At 68.6% G+C, this 13,036-nt stretch carries 16 protein-coding genes; 1 reads left to right on the top strand and 15 read right to left on the bottom strand.

Annotation, left to right across the window (positions count from 1 at the left end):
- The first annotated feature begins 5 nt into the window (after positions 1–5).
- Positions 6–2,015 (top strand): zinc-ribbon domain-containing protein, encoded by a 2,010-nt coding sequence (locus ACZ7DY_RS09430; protein WP_471132440.1) that lies wholly within the window; start codon positions 6–8, stop codon positions 2,013–2,015.
- Between the two features lie 12 nt (positions 2,016–2,027).
- On the opposite strand, the gene ACZ7DY_RS09425 is transcribed toward ACZ7DY_RS09430, so the two are convergent.
- From ACZ7DY_RS09425 to ACZ7DY_RS09355, 15 genes are all read right to left on the bottom strand, one after another.
- Positions 2,028–3,491, bottom strand: coding sequence for a tyrosine-type recombinase/integrase (locus ACZ7DY_RS09425; protein ID WP_471132099.1), 1,464 nt, complete (start codon positions 3,489–3,491; stop codon positions 2,028–2,030).
- A complete protein-coding gene (locus ACZ7DY_RS09420; RefSeq protein WP_471132096.1) occupies positions 3,488–3,682 on the bottom strand; it encodes a helix-turn-helix transcriptional regulator in 195 nt (64 codons plus the stop codon). The genes ACZ7DY_RS09425 and ACZ7DY_RS09420 overlap by 4 nt, the downstream gene beginning before the upstream one ends.
- Positions 3,679–4,836, bottom strand: coding sequence for an AAA family ATPase (locus ACZ7DY_RS09415; RefSeq protein ID WP_471132093.1), 1,158 nt, complete (start codon positions 4,834–4,836; stop codon positions 3,679–3,681). The genes ACZ7DY_RS09420 and ACZ7DY_RS09415 overlap by 4 nt, the downstream gene beginning before the upstream one ends.
- Positions 4,833–5,732 carry a bifunctional DNA primase/polymerase gene (locus tag ACZ7DY_RS09410; protein WP_471132090.1) on the bottom strand — a complete coding sequence of 300 codons (900 nt, stop codon included), beginning with the start codon at positions 5,730–5,732 and terminating at the stop codon, positions 4,833–4,835. The genes ACZ7DY_RS09415 and ACZ7DY_RS09410 overlap by 4 nt, the downstream gene beginning before the upstream one ends.
- Positions 5,733–5,822: 90 nt before the next feature.
- Positions 5,823–6,344, bottom strand: coding sequence for a hypothetical protein (locus ACZ7DY_RS09405; RefSeq protein WP_471132087.1), 522 nt, complete (start codon positions 6,342–6,344; stop codon positions 5,823–5,825).
- A gap of 3 nt (positions 6,345–6,347) precedes the next feature.
- On the bottom strand, positions 6,348–6,956 hold the full coding sequence (locus ACZ7DY_RS09400) for a hypothetical protein (protein WP_471132085.1): 609 nt from the start codon (positions 6,954–6,956) through the stop codon (positions 6,348–6,350).
- 11 nt (positions 6,957–6,967) lie between these two features.
- Complete coding sequence (locus ACZ7DY_RS09395) at positions 6,968–7,162, bottom strand: hypothetical protein (RefSeq protein ID WP_471132083.1); 195 nt, start codon at positions 7,160–7,162, stop codon at positions 6,968–6,970.
- A 58-nt stretch (positions 7,163–7,220) separates the two neighbouring features.
- The gene (locus ACZ7DY_RS09390; protein WP_471132080.1) at positions 7,221–7,475 is read right to left on the bottom strand and encodes a hypothetical protein; all 255 of its coding nucleotides are present in this window, start codon (positions 7,473–7,475) and stop codon (positions 7,221–7,223) included.
- Positions 7,476–7,615: 140 nt separating this feature from the next.
- Positions 7,616–9,856 carry an FtsK/SpoIIIE domain-containing protein gene (locus ACZ7DY_RS09385; RefSeq protein ID WP_471132078.1) on the bottom strand — a complete coding sequence of 747 codons (2,241 nt, stop codon included), beginning with the start codon at positions 9,854–9,856 and terminating at the stop codon, positions 7,616–7,618.
- A gap of 119 nt (positions 9,857–9,975) precedes the next feature.
- On the bottom strand, positions 9,976–10,140 hold the full coding sequence (locus ACZ7DY_RS09380) for a pRL2-8 (RefSeq protein WP_471132075.1): 165 nt from the start codon (positions 10,138–10,140) through the stop codon (positions 9,976–9,978).
- A 31-nt stretch (positions 10,141–10,171) separates the two neighbouring features.
- Positions 10,172–10,555, bottom strand: coding sequence for an RRQRL motif-containing zinc-binding protein (locus ACZ7DY_RS09375; RefSeq protein WP_471132072.1), 384 nt, complete (start codon positions 10,553–10,555; stop codon positions 10,172–10,174).
- Positions 10,552–11,538 carry a DUF2637 domain-containing protein gene (locus ACZ7DY_RS09370; RefSeq protein ID WP_471132069.1) on the bottom strand — a complete coding sequence of 329 codons (987 nt, stop codon included), beginning with the start codon at positions 11,536–11,538 and terminating at the stop codon, positions 10,552–10,554. The genes ACZ7DY_RS09375 and ACZ7DY_RS09370 overlap by 4 nt, the downstream gene beginning before the upstream one ends.
- Positions 11,538–12,068 (bottom strand): WhiB family transcriptional regulator, encoded by a 531-nt coding sequence (locus ACZ7DY_RS09365; RefSeq protein ID WP_471132067.1) that lies wholly within the window; start codon positions 12,066–12,068, stop codon positions 11,538–11,540. Before ACZ7DY_RS09365 ends, ACZ7DY_RS09370 begins: the two co-directional genes overlap by 1 nt.
- The gene (locus tag ACZ7DY_RS09360; RefSeq protein WP_471132065.1) at positions 12,065–12,667 is read right to left on the bottom strand and encodes a hypothetical protein; all 603 of its coding nucleotides are present in this window, start codon (positions 12,665–12,667) and stop codon (positions 12,065–12,067) included. Before ACZ7DY_RS09360 ends, ACZ7DY_RS09365 begins: the two co-directional genes overlap by 4 nt.
- The gene (locus tag ACZ7DY_RS09355; RefSeq protein ID WP_471132063.1) at positions 12,664–12,957 is read right to left on the bottom strand and encodes a hypothetical protein; all 294 of its coding nucleotides are present in this window, start codon (positions 12,955–12,957) and stop codon (positions 12,664–12,666) included. The genes ACZ7DY_RS09360 and ACZ7DY_RS09355 overlap by 4 nt, the downstream gene beginning before the upstream one ends.
- Positions 12,958–13,036 lie beyond the last annotated feature (79 nt).

Genomic DNA, 13,036 nt, shown 5'->3' with positions numbered 1-13,036 from the left:
CAGAGCTGATCGCAGTAGACGGCCAACCAGGACGCACCGCGGCAGACCTGCACGCCAACTCCAACAAGATGTGCCAATGGCGCTGCGGACACTGCAACCGCCCATGGGCAGCAACACCCGCCTCCAGGGGTAAGACGGGGAGCGGCTGCCCGCAGTGCCGCAAAGCGGCCTGGCAGGCACCGCCCGCAGGCAAGTCCCTCCAGGACCGCTTCCCGAGCATCGCTGCAGAGCTGATCGCAGTAGACGGCCAACCAGGACGCACCGCGGCAGACCTGCACGCCAACTCCAACAAGATGTGCCAATGGCGCTGCGGACACTGCGACCACCAATGGGCAACAACACCCAATGCCCGAAGCAATACTGGCAGCGGCTGCCCGCAGTGCGCTCGCCTCCGCAGCATCAATGGTCGCCGGATCGCACGCCCTGGCGAGTCACTGGCAGATCTTCACCCCGAACTGGCGGAAGAATTCGTCGACAATCTAGAAAATAGCCTCACCGCATCGCAGCTCAAACCGCACAGCGGCTATAAATGCCGCTGGCGCTGCCGATCCTGCAACAATGAATGGATAACGGCTCCAGGAAATCGCGTGACCGGAAAGACTGGATGCCCCGCCTGCTTCGCGGCCAGGCGCGGGAGCTGGAAACGCACCCCTAAGCTCGACTCTCCCAGCGCCCAAGAAGAACTCGGGGAAATCGCCTCGGAGTTCGTCAGTAACGAAACAACTCCCGATCACGATCTGACTATGCTCAGGCCCGGCTCTGCAGATAGGTGTGTCTGGCTGTGCTCAACTTGCGGCCACACTTGGGTGGCTTCTGTCGCCTCTCGCGTTAATTCCCACAGACACCGAAGCGGATCCGGATGTCGCAAGTGTTACGACCGTCGAATCGTGACGCGCCGCAGAACCCCGAAGCCAGGAGAGTCCCTTAGGGAACTCTATCCTCGGATCAGTCAGTCCTTCGTGAAAAATCTAACAACACCTGAGGAAGGGCCAGGACAGCTACGAATCCGCAGCAACGACCGATGCCTCTGGAGATGCAGCTACGAGCACGAATGGGAGGCTACGGTCCTGACCCGGACCTACGGTTCCGGGTGCCCTAAGTGCACTTCAGCGGGAAGGTCGCGCTTCGAGCTTGAAGTGCGGTCGCTGCTCAGTGCAGCAACAGGGAAGGTCGTGGAATGTGACCATGCGATTGAACATTTGCGTGGCCAATCAGGGCGCCAACCCCGAGTAGATCTATTCATCCCAGCGATTCACCTCTACGTAGACCTGGACCCGTTACACACGCACAGCGCAGACAGGCACCGGGCAAAGGACGCGAGGAAGAGTCTACTTCTCCGGGAATTGGACTACGTTCGGGTTCGCGCACGAGGCCTCCCCGAAATTCCAGGGGAGTATATAGAAGTCGAAGACAGCAGCAAGGACGGGATAGACCCCTGGATATGGGTTTCAGCCCTGCGCCCAGTCATGCTAACTCGCGGAATCCCGTTTGAAGTTCTCGACAAGAAGCAAATGGTGCGGGCCCTAAGGGAGGCCGCAGATTCCTGGTCGGAAATCAAGGGGAAGGTTAGATTTGAGTCCGCCGCTGAAAGGAGCCCCGAACTACTAGTCGAATTCAGGAAGAATCTGACTCGCCCAGGATACGATCTCAGCCTGTGCTCGCCTTCCTCGTTCGACAAGGCAGAATGGCAGTGCAACAAGTGCGGAAACTCATGGGTGACGATGATCCGCAATAGGGTAATCGCTGGTTCCGGCTGCCACACCTGCCATCGGCGAGGCGTAAACAACAACAACGTTTCCCGCTCGATGGCGCCGCCTGGCGAGTCGCTCGCAGAGCTGTTCCCCGACATCGCCGCCAGGTTCATCCGCTGCATCAAGGACCCGACTCGCACTCCAGAGAACCTTCGCATAAAGAGCAATCTGAAGTGCGAGTGGTCCTGTCACACCGGTCTACACACATTCACATCGCCAGTTTTTGCGGTGTCAAGCGGTGCTAAGCGCCGGTGCTGCAAGTGAGATTTCCTGCGGCTACGCCGTGTCTCCGTCTTCTTCCAACGATCTGGCGATCTTGGCGTTGGCCGCTTCCTCGTGACCGTCGATGCAGCCGTGATATCGGCGGTGGATCACCTCCGGGGAGTTGCCGACGCGTCGCGCCACCTCGGCGATGGGGACTCCAGCGTTCAGCCACCGCGTGATGCAGGTGTGCCGCAAGTCGTACGGGCGCCCGGCCAGCGGCGAATCGACCCGATCCGCGGGAAGCGCATACTCGCGTGCCTCCTCCCACACACGCCAATAGGTGGACGAGCCGACCACTCCCCCGCGCTCGTTGCCGAACACGCGCCCTTCCATGGCCGTTCCGAACTCCTTCAGGTGGGCCCGAAGGATGGCGACCAGGACGGGCGGGATGGGAACCGGGCGGTCGGTAGTGGCTGCCCGCGCCTTTAGGCCGCGGCGGTCGTGGCGCTCTCCGGAGTCTGTCCACTGCTTCCCTGAGACGGGGCGGGTTTCTCGGAGCGTCAGCGTGCCCCACCCCTTCTCTGGCAAGTGGCAGTCCGACAACCGGAGCCCGACCGCTTCCGCGGGCCGGAGTCCCGCGTAGTAGAGGACCGCGTAGAAGGCCACCAGGCGCCGCCCTCGGCAGCGATCCCACGAACCGACGTAGGAGACGGACGTGAGCAACTGGCGTGCCTGTACGGCGTTCACGAGAACGCGCCGGTCCACCACATCGTTGGAGCCGACTCGTTTCCGGCGGGCCTTCACGAGTGGGTTCTCTGGCAGCTCCCCTACAGCCACCGCGTGTTCGAGGGCGGCGTTCAGAGCCCGGCGGCGGCGCTTGTACGTGTCGCCCGCGGCCGGAGTGCCATCCAGCTTGTAGCTGACGCGGTACATCACCGCCTCGAAGACTTCGGCGTCGCCTACGTCGGCCAACGGCCGGTCGCTGGTGACGATCCAGTCGTGCGCGGCCTTGAGTTCGGCCGGCGGGTCCTCCCCCGCGTTCGTGGGCACGATGGCCCACCGGAAGGCCAGCCGCAGGGACTCGTCATCGGGGACGCCCTCGCCGCGCTTGACCATGGCGAGCGTCACGGCCGCGAGCCCATCGGCCATGCCCTCTCTGGTCTTGGCCGCGCTCGTACGCCAGCGTCCCGCAATGTACTTCCGGGAGAACTCGAACCAGCCCACCGGAGGGGCAGCGGTCTCGACTTCGGCCGCTTCAACCGCGGCCCGTACCTCGGACTCCGGCAGCCCTGATTCGATCTCGAACGGTTCGCCGCGCCGGTTCATGGCGGCCCACAGTTCGTTGCGTCGGCCCTCCGCGAGCGGATACGTGGCGAACGTATCGCCCCACACCCGACCGGCTACGGTCCAACGGAGCCGCCACGGGCGGGACTTTCGGCCGGTCTTCGAGATGCTCCACAGCTTCACGTTGAAGGAGAAGCCCGGCCGGGCAGACCCGCGAGGGCTCCCGGCCGGGGTGTTGTTCTGAGTGCTCACGCAGCGTCCTCCAGCTCCGCGAGCCAGCGCTCGTACTCCGAGCGCCGGATACGCACGTCGCCGTTCGGGAGCTTGATGGAGCGAGGTCCCTTCCCGCGCTGACGCCACCGGTAGAAGGTCGACGGCGCGACCTTCAGTTCCTCGATGACCTCCGCAATGGTCATCTTCTCGTCGACCGTGCGGGTACTCATCGGGCCATCCCTTCGGCTGCGCTGGGGCCGGACAGCCCGGACAGTTCCTCTTGGAGCTGTCCGGGTCGTTCTTGCAGCTCAGGTGGGGTAACCGGACAGCCGGACAGCCCGGACACCTCTTGCCCACCCTGTGTCCGGGCGTCCGTGTCCGGGTAGTACCGGCCAGCGGCGTCTTTGCTGAGCTGCCCGGCATCGGCCATGCGGCTGCACGTCCGGCGGATCGTGTCGATGTCGACCTGCGGCAGCTCCCCCGCCATGTCCTTCGGCTTCACGCCGGGATGAGCCCGGACAAACCGCAGGATCGTGGCGCGGGTATCGCTCACGGTGTGATCGGTGGCCGGGCCGTCCAGCAAGTGCCAGGCGCCGGAAGCCTCTTGGAACGAGAGCGCGTATTCGGCTTCGTTCACGTCGCGACCGGTCACATGCAGGATGCCGTCAGCCTGCCCGCGAGCCCGCTTGAGGACGAGCGTGGCGTCGGCCGCGCCCGCGATGCCGTTGGTCCCCGAGACCTCTGTGAGGAAGTCTTCGGAGGCCATCTTGCGGACGTGGTGAACGAGCACCACGGCGATGCCGTAGTGGTCCGCGAGCCGCTTCGCGTAGCCGACGGCGACGTAATCCGCGTCGTAGGCGGACACGCCCTGTGGGGACTGGCCGCGCATCTTGGCGAACACGTCGATCACGACCATGCGGGCATCGGGGTTGCGGTCGAGCCATCCGGCGATGGCCTCGCTGCCGCCCTGGGGAAAGGGCGGACATTCCGTGACCAGCGTCAGACCGGCGGGCGCCTGCTGGCCACCCAAGAGCTTGCCCATGCGGGTCTGAAGACGGCGCGGGGTGTCCTCCAGGGCGAGGTAGAGCACGGGCCCGCCCTGGACCGGTACCGAGTCGAAAGCCTGGCTTCCGGCCGCGACCGAGAGGCCAAGCCCGAGGGAGAGCCAGGACTTTCCGACCTTGGGCGGCCCGGCGAGCAGGCTCACGCCCTCGGCGAGGATGCCCGGCACGGCCCACTTTGGCTCCGGGAACTCGGCGGCCATGAGCTGGTCCGCAGTCCATGCGGTCCGCGGACGCTCTTGCTTGGGCGGCGCCACGGGCGCCGTTTCGGCGTCACGGGGAACCGAGTACAGGTGCAGTGGGGGGATGGGGTTGGCACTCATGCGGCGACCGTCCGGGGGCGCTGTGCTCCGGCCCGCAGGCCGGAAGCGATGGTGCGACGGGCCTCGCGCTCGCTCTGGCCGACTTGGAGCGCGGCCGAGAGCAGCCAGCCCGTGACGTCGGCCTCGCTCAACTCACCTCCGGCGACCAGCTGGCCGAGCGCGACGGCCGCGATGTAGAGGCTGTTGTTGTGCTCGTGCGGGCCGGAGCTGGCGACGCGTTCCACCTCGCCGTTGACTGCGGAGCGGAGGAAGGCGGTACGCCGGCCGCGACCGGTGAGGGCGACCGCAATGGGCGTCTGCGGGGGCAAGGGGGCCGGTCGGAGGAGTTCGGCGAGCCATGTCGGGAGGGGCGCCACAGGGGCGTCGTGGACAACCTCGTACGAGCGTCCACGGAAGACGCTGCCCGCGGCGACCACGAGGCCACCCCACGCGCGAGTGTCGACCTTCCAGCCGAGCCCGCGCGCACTGTCCCCGGCCGTGTTGCGCAGGGGCTCACCCTCGGGCGCGGCAAAGTAGAGATGGGTGCCGCCGCTCCAGGTGCGGACGGTGTATGTGGCGTCGGGGAACGGCTGGCCGTGGCGCTCGCAGAGCACGGCGAACACGTCGGCTCCGTCGGTGACGCTGTGCTCTGCCCAATCGGCCGGCGGGGTGTCGCCGGGATGCTTCGGCCGGTCAAGGTCGATGACGACAAGGCCCGAAGGGCCGGTGGCGATCCCGACGTTGAAGGCGCCCGCGGACCATGCGCGGGTGATGCGGTCCCGGTCGAGGGTCGCGCGGGTCTCCCAGTCGGAGACGGCCGGGCGCTTGTCACCGGGCACGAGAGGGAAGGCGTGCCAGCCTCGCGACGCTGCGTGAAGCGCGGAGGCGAGCTGGGCAGAGGGTACAGGATGCGGCATCCTGGGGTTCTCCTGTTCTGTCTTCGGACGGGCAGGGAGAGCCGCGGCGGCGGGGCGACCTTGCTGGGGATTCCTGCCGCCGCGGCGTTGCTACTTCTGGTGGTCCGCCGCGCTGCGAGCGGCGGGGTCGGTGCGGAGCCAGTGGGCGTATTCCTGGCGGACGTAGCCGCGCAGGTTCTCGGGGCTCTCGCGGTCGGGGTCGCCGGGCACGCCCTCGTACTCGGCGTCGATGGCGCGCAGGCGCCGGGCAGCCTCCACGGCCATCTCGTCGGCGTCGTTGATCGCGTCGCTAAGCGCGATGCGGTCGAGCAACGCGGCCTTGCGGAGCCAGAATTCGCGGTCGACCTTGGCGCGGTGGACGTAGCTGCGGGCCCGCTCGCAGGTCCAGCCGATCTCGCGGATGGTGCTGGGGGCGTGCGCGTATGCCTGCTCCGGCGTCGGCCACGGCTCCTTGACCGGCTCCGCGTGCGGGACCGCGCTGAGGTAGAGCCGGACACGACCCGACTCGCGGGCGGGGCGCTGGGTGTATTCGTCGTAGCTGAAGGCCTTGTCGAGTGCCGAGACGACGGCAGTGGTCTCCGTCTCGCGGCAGATGATGCGGATCTCGAACATCGCTCAGTGCTCCTTGTCAGTGTCGGCGGGGGTGAGCTGGGGCAGGCCCGCGTCGGCGAGCGCGCTGGGGTTGAAGCCGGGCAGGGCGGCGCGGGTGAGCATCGCGGTGGCGAGCTGTTCGGCGTACGCAGCGCCGGAGCGGGCCACCTCGATCTGCGCTCCGGCCTTGAGCGCTTCCACACGCTCGATATGGGCGTGCTCTGCGCGCCGTACGCCGACGTGCCGCTCGTGGGCGACGCTTGCGCGGCGGTCGGTGCGCCAGTACCGGGCGGCGAGCGCGTACGCAAGCACGGTGGCCAGGGCCCACAGCAGGAACGGCAGGGCGAGCCCGTCGGCGTATCCGGCGATGCCGGTGAAGGCGAGGGCGCCGGAGGTGGCGAACGCGGTTCCGGCAATGGTCTTGTCTCCGGCCCAGCCGGTGGAGGCGAAGACGCCGGCCGCCCCGGCCGCGAGGGCCAGCGCGGTCATCAGCACGGCGTTGCCGACGCTGTGTTCGGCGCCGTTGGCGTTCCAGATGCGGGCCAGGATCAGCACGGTGGAGGTGGCGATCGCGGGTGCGGCCTTGGGCGCGATCACGGCGAGCCAGTGCCGGGCAATGATCTGTTCGTTCACGGGTCGGGCTCCTAGAAGTCGATGGAGCTGACGGAGTCGATGACGTCGGCGGTCAGCGAGTTGATCGGTCCGGAGGCGCCGGTGGAGGCGAGGAAGAACCCGAACATCACGGCGATGAACGCGGCGCCGTAGCCGAGCGTGCGAGAGCGCAGCAGGAAGAACAGGACCAGGCCGAACAGGGCGACCATCGAGACGGTCACGGCCATGTGGGCACTCCTTTCGGAGAGTTGAGAGCCGCCGCAGTCAGCAGCCGGAGCAGGGTGCTCATGTGCGGGTGCCGTCGCGGTACAGGCGCTGGGCGCGGTTGAAGATCCAGCGGCCGACGCGTATCCGCTTGCCGTGGCCCTTGCAGCGGCGGCATCGCTTGCCGCGCTTGGGCTTGCCCTTGCGGTCGGTCAGGAGCGCGAAGCCGAGTCCGCCGCACTTGCGGCAGGTCCCGAACGGGCTGCCCGCACACACCGACGCGTAACCGAGCGTGACGACGAGCAGGCAGGCGATAGCAGCGAGCGTGAGGGTCATCAGAGCCTCTTTCTCGGGGTTTTCGGGGTTTCCGCAGGTGGGCTGCTATCCGCTAGATCCCTGATGGAGTGCTATTTGGGGTGCTAGCGGGGGTGCTACCGGTAGCAGGTCACCCCGCTACCGGTAGCAGCGATCCGAGGTCAGGCAGCGCCCCGGTTTTCGTCACGCTGTGCAATTGCCTTGGTGAGGTCGGCGCGGACGATGCCGCGCCGGGTGGTGCGCTCTCCGTCGTCGGTCGTCCCGGCGATGCCGCGGGTGGTGATGCCGTGCGGCTTGAGCGCGGACGTGACGTTCTCGCCCTTCCAACCGCCGTAGACCTCGGGCCGCAGTTCGGCCAGGCGGGCGGCGATCCGCTCGTTCCACACCCGCTCTTCCGCCACGGGCACGACCGCGGCAACGTCGGCGAGCAGGTCGTAGGACGGCCCGGCCGCCGCGGCGGTGTCCTCGCCGAGCGCGTGCCCGGATAGCGTGCCCTCGGCCTTGCGCAGCGCGAGGGCGCGCTGCGCAACAGCGTGGGTGGCGTTGTCGTCCAGGTAGGCGGTGCGCACCACAACCGGCAGCGTGGTCGCCCCGGCGAGGTAGCCGTTACCTGCGTCGACCTCCGGCCGGAACGAAGTCGCGCGTACGCCGTTCTTGTACGCCGACGTACCGAGGATCATGTCGTTCTCGACCTGACCTGCGACCTTGAGCGCGAAGCGGATGGACACGTTGCCGCTGATCCCGGTCGGAAGGCTGTCCTTGTCCGGCCGCTGCGTGGCGAGCACGAGGATCACGCCGAGGGCGCGACCGAGCTTGATGATGAACTCGGCGTCCTCACCAGCGGCTTTGCCGTACTTGGGGTGGGCGAACAGGTTCTGGCACTCGTCGAACACTCCGACCAGCGGCCACAGCTTGAGCGAGCGCTTGTCGGCGATCTGGCGTGTGATGCGCTTGTCCGGGCACAGGTCACGCGGCAGCTTCTTGATCACGGCCGCGCGGCGCATGACCTCCTCGCGCAGCAGCTTGAGGGAGTCGGCGGCGTACTTGACGGAGTCGTCGTCGATGCCGGACACGAACCGGTGGGAGATGCACTCCAGGGCGTCCAGGTCGCCGGTGCCCTTGTTCTCGTGCAGCCACAGTTCCACGGACGGATCCAGGGCAGCGCCACAGGCCAGCACCCGCACGGAGGCGGTCTTGCCCTGACCGGGCAGCGACCCGACCAGGATGTTGTGCTGGATCATCGGCACCGACTGAGCACGGCCGCGCGGGTCGATGCCGAACGGGTTGCGCTTGAAGATGTCGTGCCGGCGGGCATTCGCGAGCTGCCACTTCACGATGCCGGTCTTGGACAGGTCCCTATCCCCGACCCACAGGATGAGCCGTCCCTCGTGCTCGTTGGGGTCGGCGTCGGGCCACACGCACCCGAGCGGGCGGCGCAGGCCGGAGGCGAGCCGGGCGCGGCGGTCGGCCACGTCGGCGACCGTGACCCCGAGCGGCAGGTCGATGTCCGCGCGCCAGCCCGGACCCTCGCGGGTGATCGGAGCGACGAACCGGATGCCGTCCTGCCCCTTGGCCACCGCGCTCGCGATCTGGCCGATGCCGATGGACGCCATCGCCTTGACCACGATGTCGCTGGTCAGCTTCTGCACCTCGGTCTTCACCACGGCACGGGTGGCGAGCGGCGCATCGGCCGGCGCCCCGGCGATCCCGAACCCGAGCACCGCGAGCGTGGCCGCGATGAGCTGAGTGAGCGGGGCCGCGCCGAACGCCAGGAACAGCGCGATACCGAGGGCGAACACAGCGCCGATGACGGTCAGCACCATGCGCAGGCGAACGCGGCGATCGCGCTGCTTGGACAGCTTCAGGTACAACTCGGTGTTCTCGCGCCGCGCTTCAGCCTGCCGCAGCGGCTCCCCTTCGGTGTCCATGGCCCACCGGCCGATCCGGCTCAGGGTGTTGATCACGCCCTTCGGGGAGCGCCACACCAGCTTGGGCAGGTAGAGCATCGGGACGCGAACCGAGTGGAAGGCGAGGGTGTGGCCGACGTGTCCGGCGATCCAGCGCATCGCCTCTTTGAACTCGGCGGCCGACTTCGCCCACGCCGGGATCACGTCCAGGCGCTTAGAGTTGCGCAGTCGGTCGATGAGGCCGGGGCCCGACTCGGTCGGGGTGCGGCGGTCGACCAGAGTCGGCGACCCGTCGTCCGACCCGGTCGGCTCCGGGTCGCCCGACTCGGAGGGGGCAGAGTCGCCCGACCCGGTCGGCTTGGCGTCGGCCGACTCGGCACGCGCGGTGCGGGCCTTGTCGAGGTCGACTACATCGCCCTTGGCGTCGGTGCCGGAGTCGGCTTTCATCTCGGCTTCGAGCCGGTTGAACAGCTCGTTGTCGTCGGGGTGATTCACTGAGACTTCCTTCCAGGGATGGAGGGTTGGCGGGCCCGGCCGACGCTGTGAGAGGTAGGCGGCCGGGCCCGTCGTGCGGGTACGAGCTGGGATGCGGTGGCTACAGGCCTGGGGCCCGGTCACCACCAGCGGGACTTGCTGGGCACCGGGTTGGGGCAGCCGTTGATCATGTGGTCGACGCACTGCGGGCAGTCCTCACGCGGGCGCAGGTGGCGGTGCACGCGCGGGTTGTGCGCGTGATCCCAGCACTGCGGGCATTCACCGGGCGGCGTCTTCTTGGGCACGGTCCATCACCTCGTTGACTGAGCGGCGGGGTTAGGCGGCGCACTGTTCCTCGGGGTAGGCGCAGGGCACGCACATTCCCAGCGAGCTGGGGATGACGTATCCGGCGTCCCTCTGGCAGGCCGGGCAGGTGCGGCGGGCGCGCATCGCCTTGGCGAGCGCGGCCCGCTTGCCCGGCGTCATGGGACGCACCGGCTTGGCGCGGTCGACGCGATAGAGGTAGGCGACCAGCGGGTCGCGCCGGTAGCGCGGGCGCAGCACCTGCGCGGCCACCGGCTGACCACCCGGCCGCAGCCCCAGCGCGCGGAGCTGGCGGCGGGTCGCGAAGCCCTTGGGGGCGTAGCGCCACGGGTAGCTCGGTATGCCGAACTGGCCGCCGGACGGGTCCATGCACTTGGCGAACGTCAACGACGTCATGCCGCCGCTCCCTCACGCGCTTCACGCTCGGAGTCGGTGACCGGGTGCAGACGACGGCCTTCGGCCCGCTCACTCAGCAACAGGTCGCGCAGCACACGAGAGTTGGCCGCCGAGCAGTGCAGCGTGGTGCGGATCGCCTCGGCATTGATCGCGTCATCCGCCCACTCAGTGGTGGTCTCGCGGGCCTCGGCGAGCAGTTCAGCCGGAGTCCGCGTGGCCTTATTTGCCTTGGGCTTGGCCGGGCGCTTGCGCGGCGTCTTGGGCGCCTTCTCCGGGGCCGGGGTCGGCTCCTCGGCAACCGGCGGGGGCGGCAGCTCCTCACCGGCCGGGGCCAGTTCCCCGAGCTTGAGCAGGACACGCTGCGGGCGCGGGGTCTTCGAACGCCACCGCCTGCCGTGCCGCTCGCGCAGGTCTGCGCGGGCCAACTGCCGCTCCCGCTCACGCCCCAGCGCCTCCGAGTAGGAGGTGACCTCCCACAGCGTCATCCGGCGCCACAGCGCGAACGTCGACAGCGGGGCAAGCAGCCAACGGGAGCGGCGGATCTTCTCCATCCGCCTGCCGGTCACGGCGCCGATGCGGGAGGCGTAGACGTGAGCGGCGACCTCGGAAAGGACCACCCACAGCAGCGGCATCGTGCCGTGCGCGAGCTTGGCCGACAGCGAGTGCCCGGCCGCGACGTTCAGCCAGCACGTCACCCCGGTCAGCACCCACGGCACGAACCGCACCCAGCCGAGCGGCATGTCCGTGCGGATCAGCAGCAGGAACGCGGCGGTGAACACCGGAATCGCGATGTCGATACCGACCGGGAGCATCCACGGGGACGCGAAGCCCCAACGGGCACCGGCCGCGGACACCGCCTCAAACGAGGAAGCCAGACCCAGCCCACCGACCCCGGCCGCGAGCACGGCGACCGCACCCAACAGCCATGTCTCGGAACGGGACAGCGGCGGAACCTGCGCACGCGTCGTCTCTGTCGTGGTCATCAGGCCACCTCCTTCGTGGAACCCGTGGTCCGCAGGCGGCGATCCGCCGCGGCGTTCGCGTACCGGCAGGCATCGCACGCCTGCTCACCATTGCGGCGGTGGCGCTGATAGCCGCGGCGCGTCCCGCACCTGACCGGCTCCCGCTTCGACCTCACCGGCTTCGCCTTCGCGGCCGGCCGCGGCGCGGGGTCACCGACGAGCGAGTCGAGCGCGTAGCGCTCCTCCGGGCTCTTGCCGCCCCGAATCCCGAAGCGGTGCGAGTGGCTGACACCCAGCTCGCTGTTCAACGCGTCTTCCAGGCAGGCCGCGATGACGGGGCACTGTGCGCAGATCTCGCGAGCCAGCGCCGCGGTGCGGCGCTCCCCGCGCTCGGGGAAGAACACCTCCGGCTCCATCCCCTTGCACAGCGCCTCCCTCAGACCGGGATCCGGCGCCGGATCGAAACCCAGCACTTGCCCAGACAGCGCGGCACCCGCCAGGTGTGCGGCGCGGGAACCGGAGATCGTGAACGAGGAAGCAGGCCGGTTCACGCCGCCACCTCCTCAGCGAACGAGGGGTTGACCAGGCCGGTCAGGTCGGCGATCTCGTCGCCGGTCAGGACCGTGTGCTGGTCCATGGCGTGGGCGACGGTGCGGATCTCGCGCCACAGATAGGCGACCTTGCGGCGGGCCATCCCGCGCACCATCGACCAGGACTTGCCGCCCTGGGGAACGTGGTCCGCGCTGATGGCGAAACCGAGTTCGGTGAGGGTGTCGATGGCCTGCTCACGGTCGTGCACGGCGGCGCAGGCCGCGGCCCGCTCCGGCGTCCACAGCCCGTAGGCCATCAGGTAGTTGACCTGGGCGACCTGACCGCCGGCGGCCATCGCGGCGAAGCGCCACACCGGGGTGTTGTTCGCCTGCCAGGCGGTGTTGCCTGTCACGGCCCACGTGTCGTTCTCGTGCATCCAGGCGATGACCTCGCTGGTGTGCACGGTCATGCCGTAGGCCATCGCCAGCACAGCATGACCGGCCTCATGGAAGGCCATCCCCAACCGGGCCTGCTCGTAGGCGAGCGGCATGTCGAGGAACGGGCGCGGGACGCCCTTGTGGTCGCTCAGGACCTCGGGAGCAGGAGCGGTGGACCTCATGCCGCCACCCCCTTACGGGCGCCACGGCGGCGCGCCACGGGCCGGGCCAGCGGGACGACGTTGCCCAGCTCCGGCACGTACGCGTCGACCGCTTCGGCGGCCAGCCGGGTTGCGTCGTCAACCAGGTGCGGGTTGTCGGCGAGGATGTCGCGCGCCGCATCCTGACGGGCCGCGCGCTCCTCCGCGCTCTCGCCCTCCATCCCGAGCCACAGGTCGACCGGGGTGCCGAGGGCGAGTTCGATGTAGTCGTCAGCGGAGACGACCTGGTGAGAACCGATGTACGAACGCATAGCGCTCTCCTGAATCGAAGGAACAGGGAGAGCCCGGCGGTTGGCGACCTTGCTGGGGATTCCTGCCGCCGGGCGTATG

The organism is Streptomyces sp. NPDC037013 (assembly GCF_055607265.1).
Note: the sequence above shows the minus strand (reverse complement) of the source record. Positions and strands in the feature narration are given on the sequence as shown.

Bases quoted from the DNA above. Each gene is read 5' to 3' on its own strand.
- ACZ7DY_RS09420 (WP_471132096.1), bottom strand. From the start codon at position 3,682: ATGAGTACCCGCACGGTCGACGAGAAGATGACCATTGCGGAGGTCATC.
- ACZ7DY_RS09415 (WP_471132093.1), bottom strand. From the start codon at position 4,836: ATGAGTGCCAACCCCATCCCCCCACTGCACCTGTACTCGGTTCCCCGT.
- ACZ7DY_RS09395 (WP_471132083.1), bottom strand. From the start codon at position 7,162: ATGGCCGTGACCGTCTCGATGGTCGCCCTGTTCGGCCTGGTCCTGTTC.
- ACZ7DY_RS09360 (WP_471132065.1), bottom strand. From the start codon at position 12,667: ATGAGGTCCACCGCTCCTGCTCCCGAGGTCCTGAGCGACCACAAGGGC.
- ACZ7DY_RS09370 (WP_471132069.1), bottom strand. From the start codon at position 11,538: ATGACCACGACAGAGACGACGCGTGCGCAGGTTCCGCCGCTGTCCCGT.
- ACZ7DY_RS09410 (WP_471132090.1), bottom strand. From the start codon at position 5,732: ATGCCGCATCCTGTACCCTCTGCCCAGCTCGCCTCCGCGCTTCACGCA.
- ACZ7DY_RS09390 (WP_471132080.1), bottom strand. From the start codon at position 7,475: ATGACCCTCACGCTCGCTGCTATCGCCTGCCTGCTCGTCGTCACGCTC.
- ACZ7DY_RS09355 (WP_471132063.1), bottom strand. From the start codon at position 12,957: ATGCGTTCGTACATCGGTTCTCACCAGGTCGTCTCCGCTGACGACTAC.
- ACZ7DY_RS09375 (WP_471132072.1), bottom strand. From the start codon at position 10,555: ATGACGTCGTTGACGTTCGCCAAGTGCATGGACCCGTCCGGCGGCCAG.
- ACZ7DY_RS09405 (WP_471132087.1), bottom strand. From the start codon at position 6,344: ATGTTCGAGATCCGCATCATCTGCCGCGAGACGGAGACCACTGCCGTC.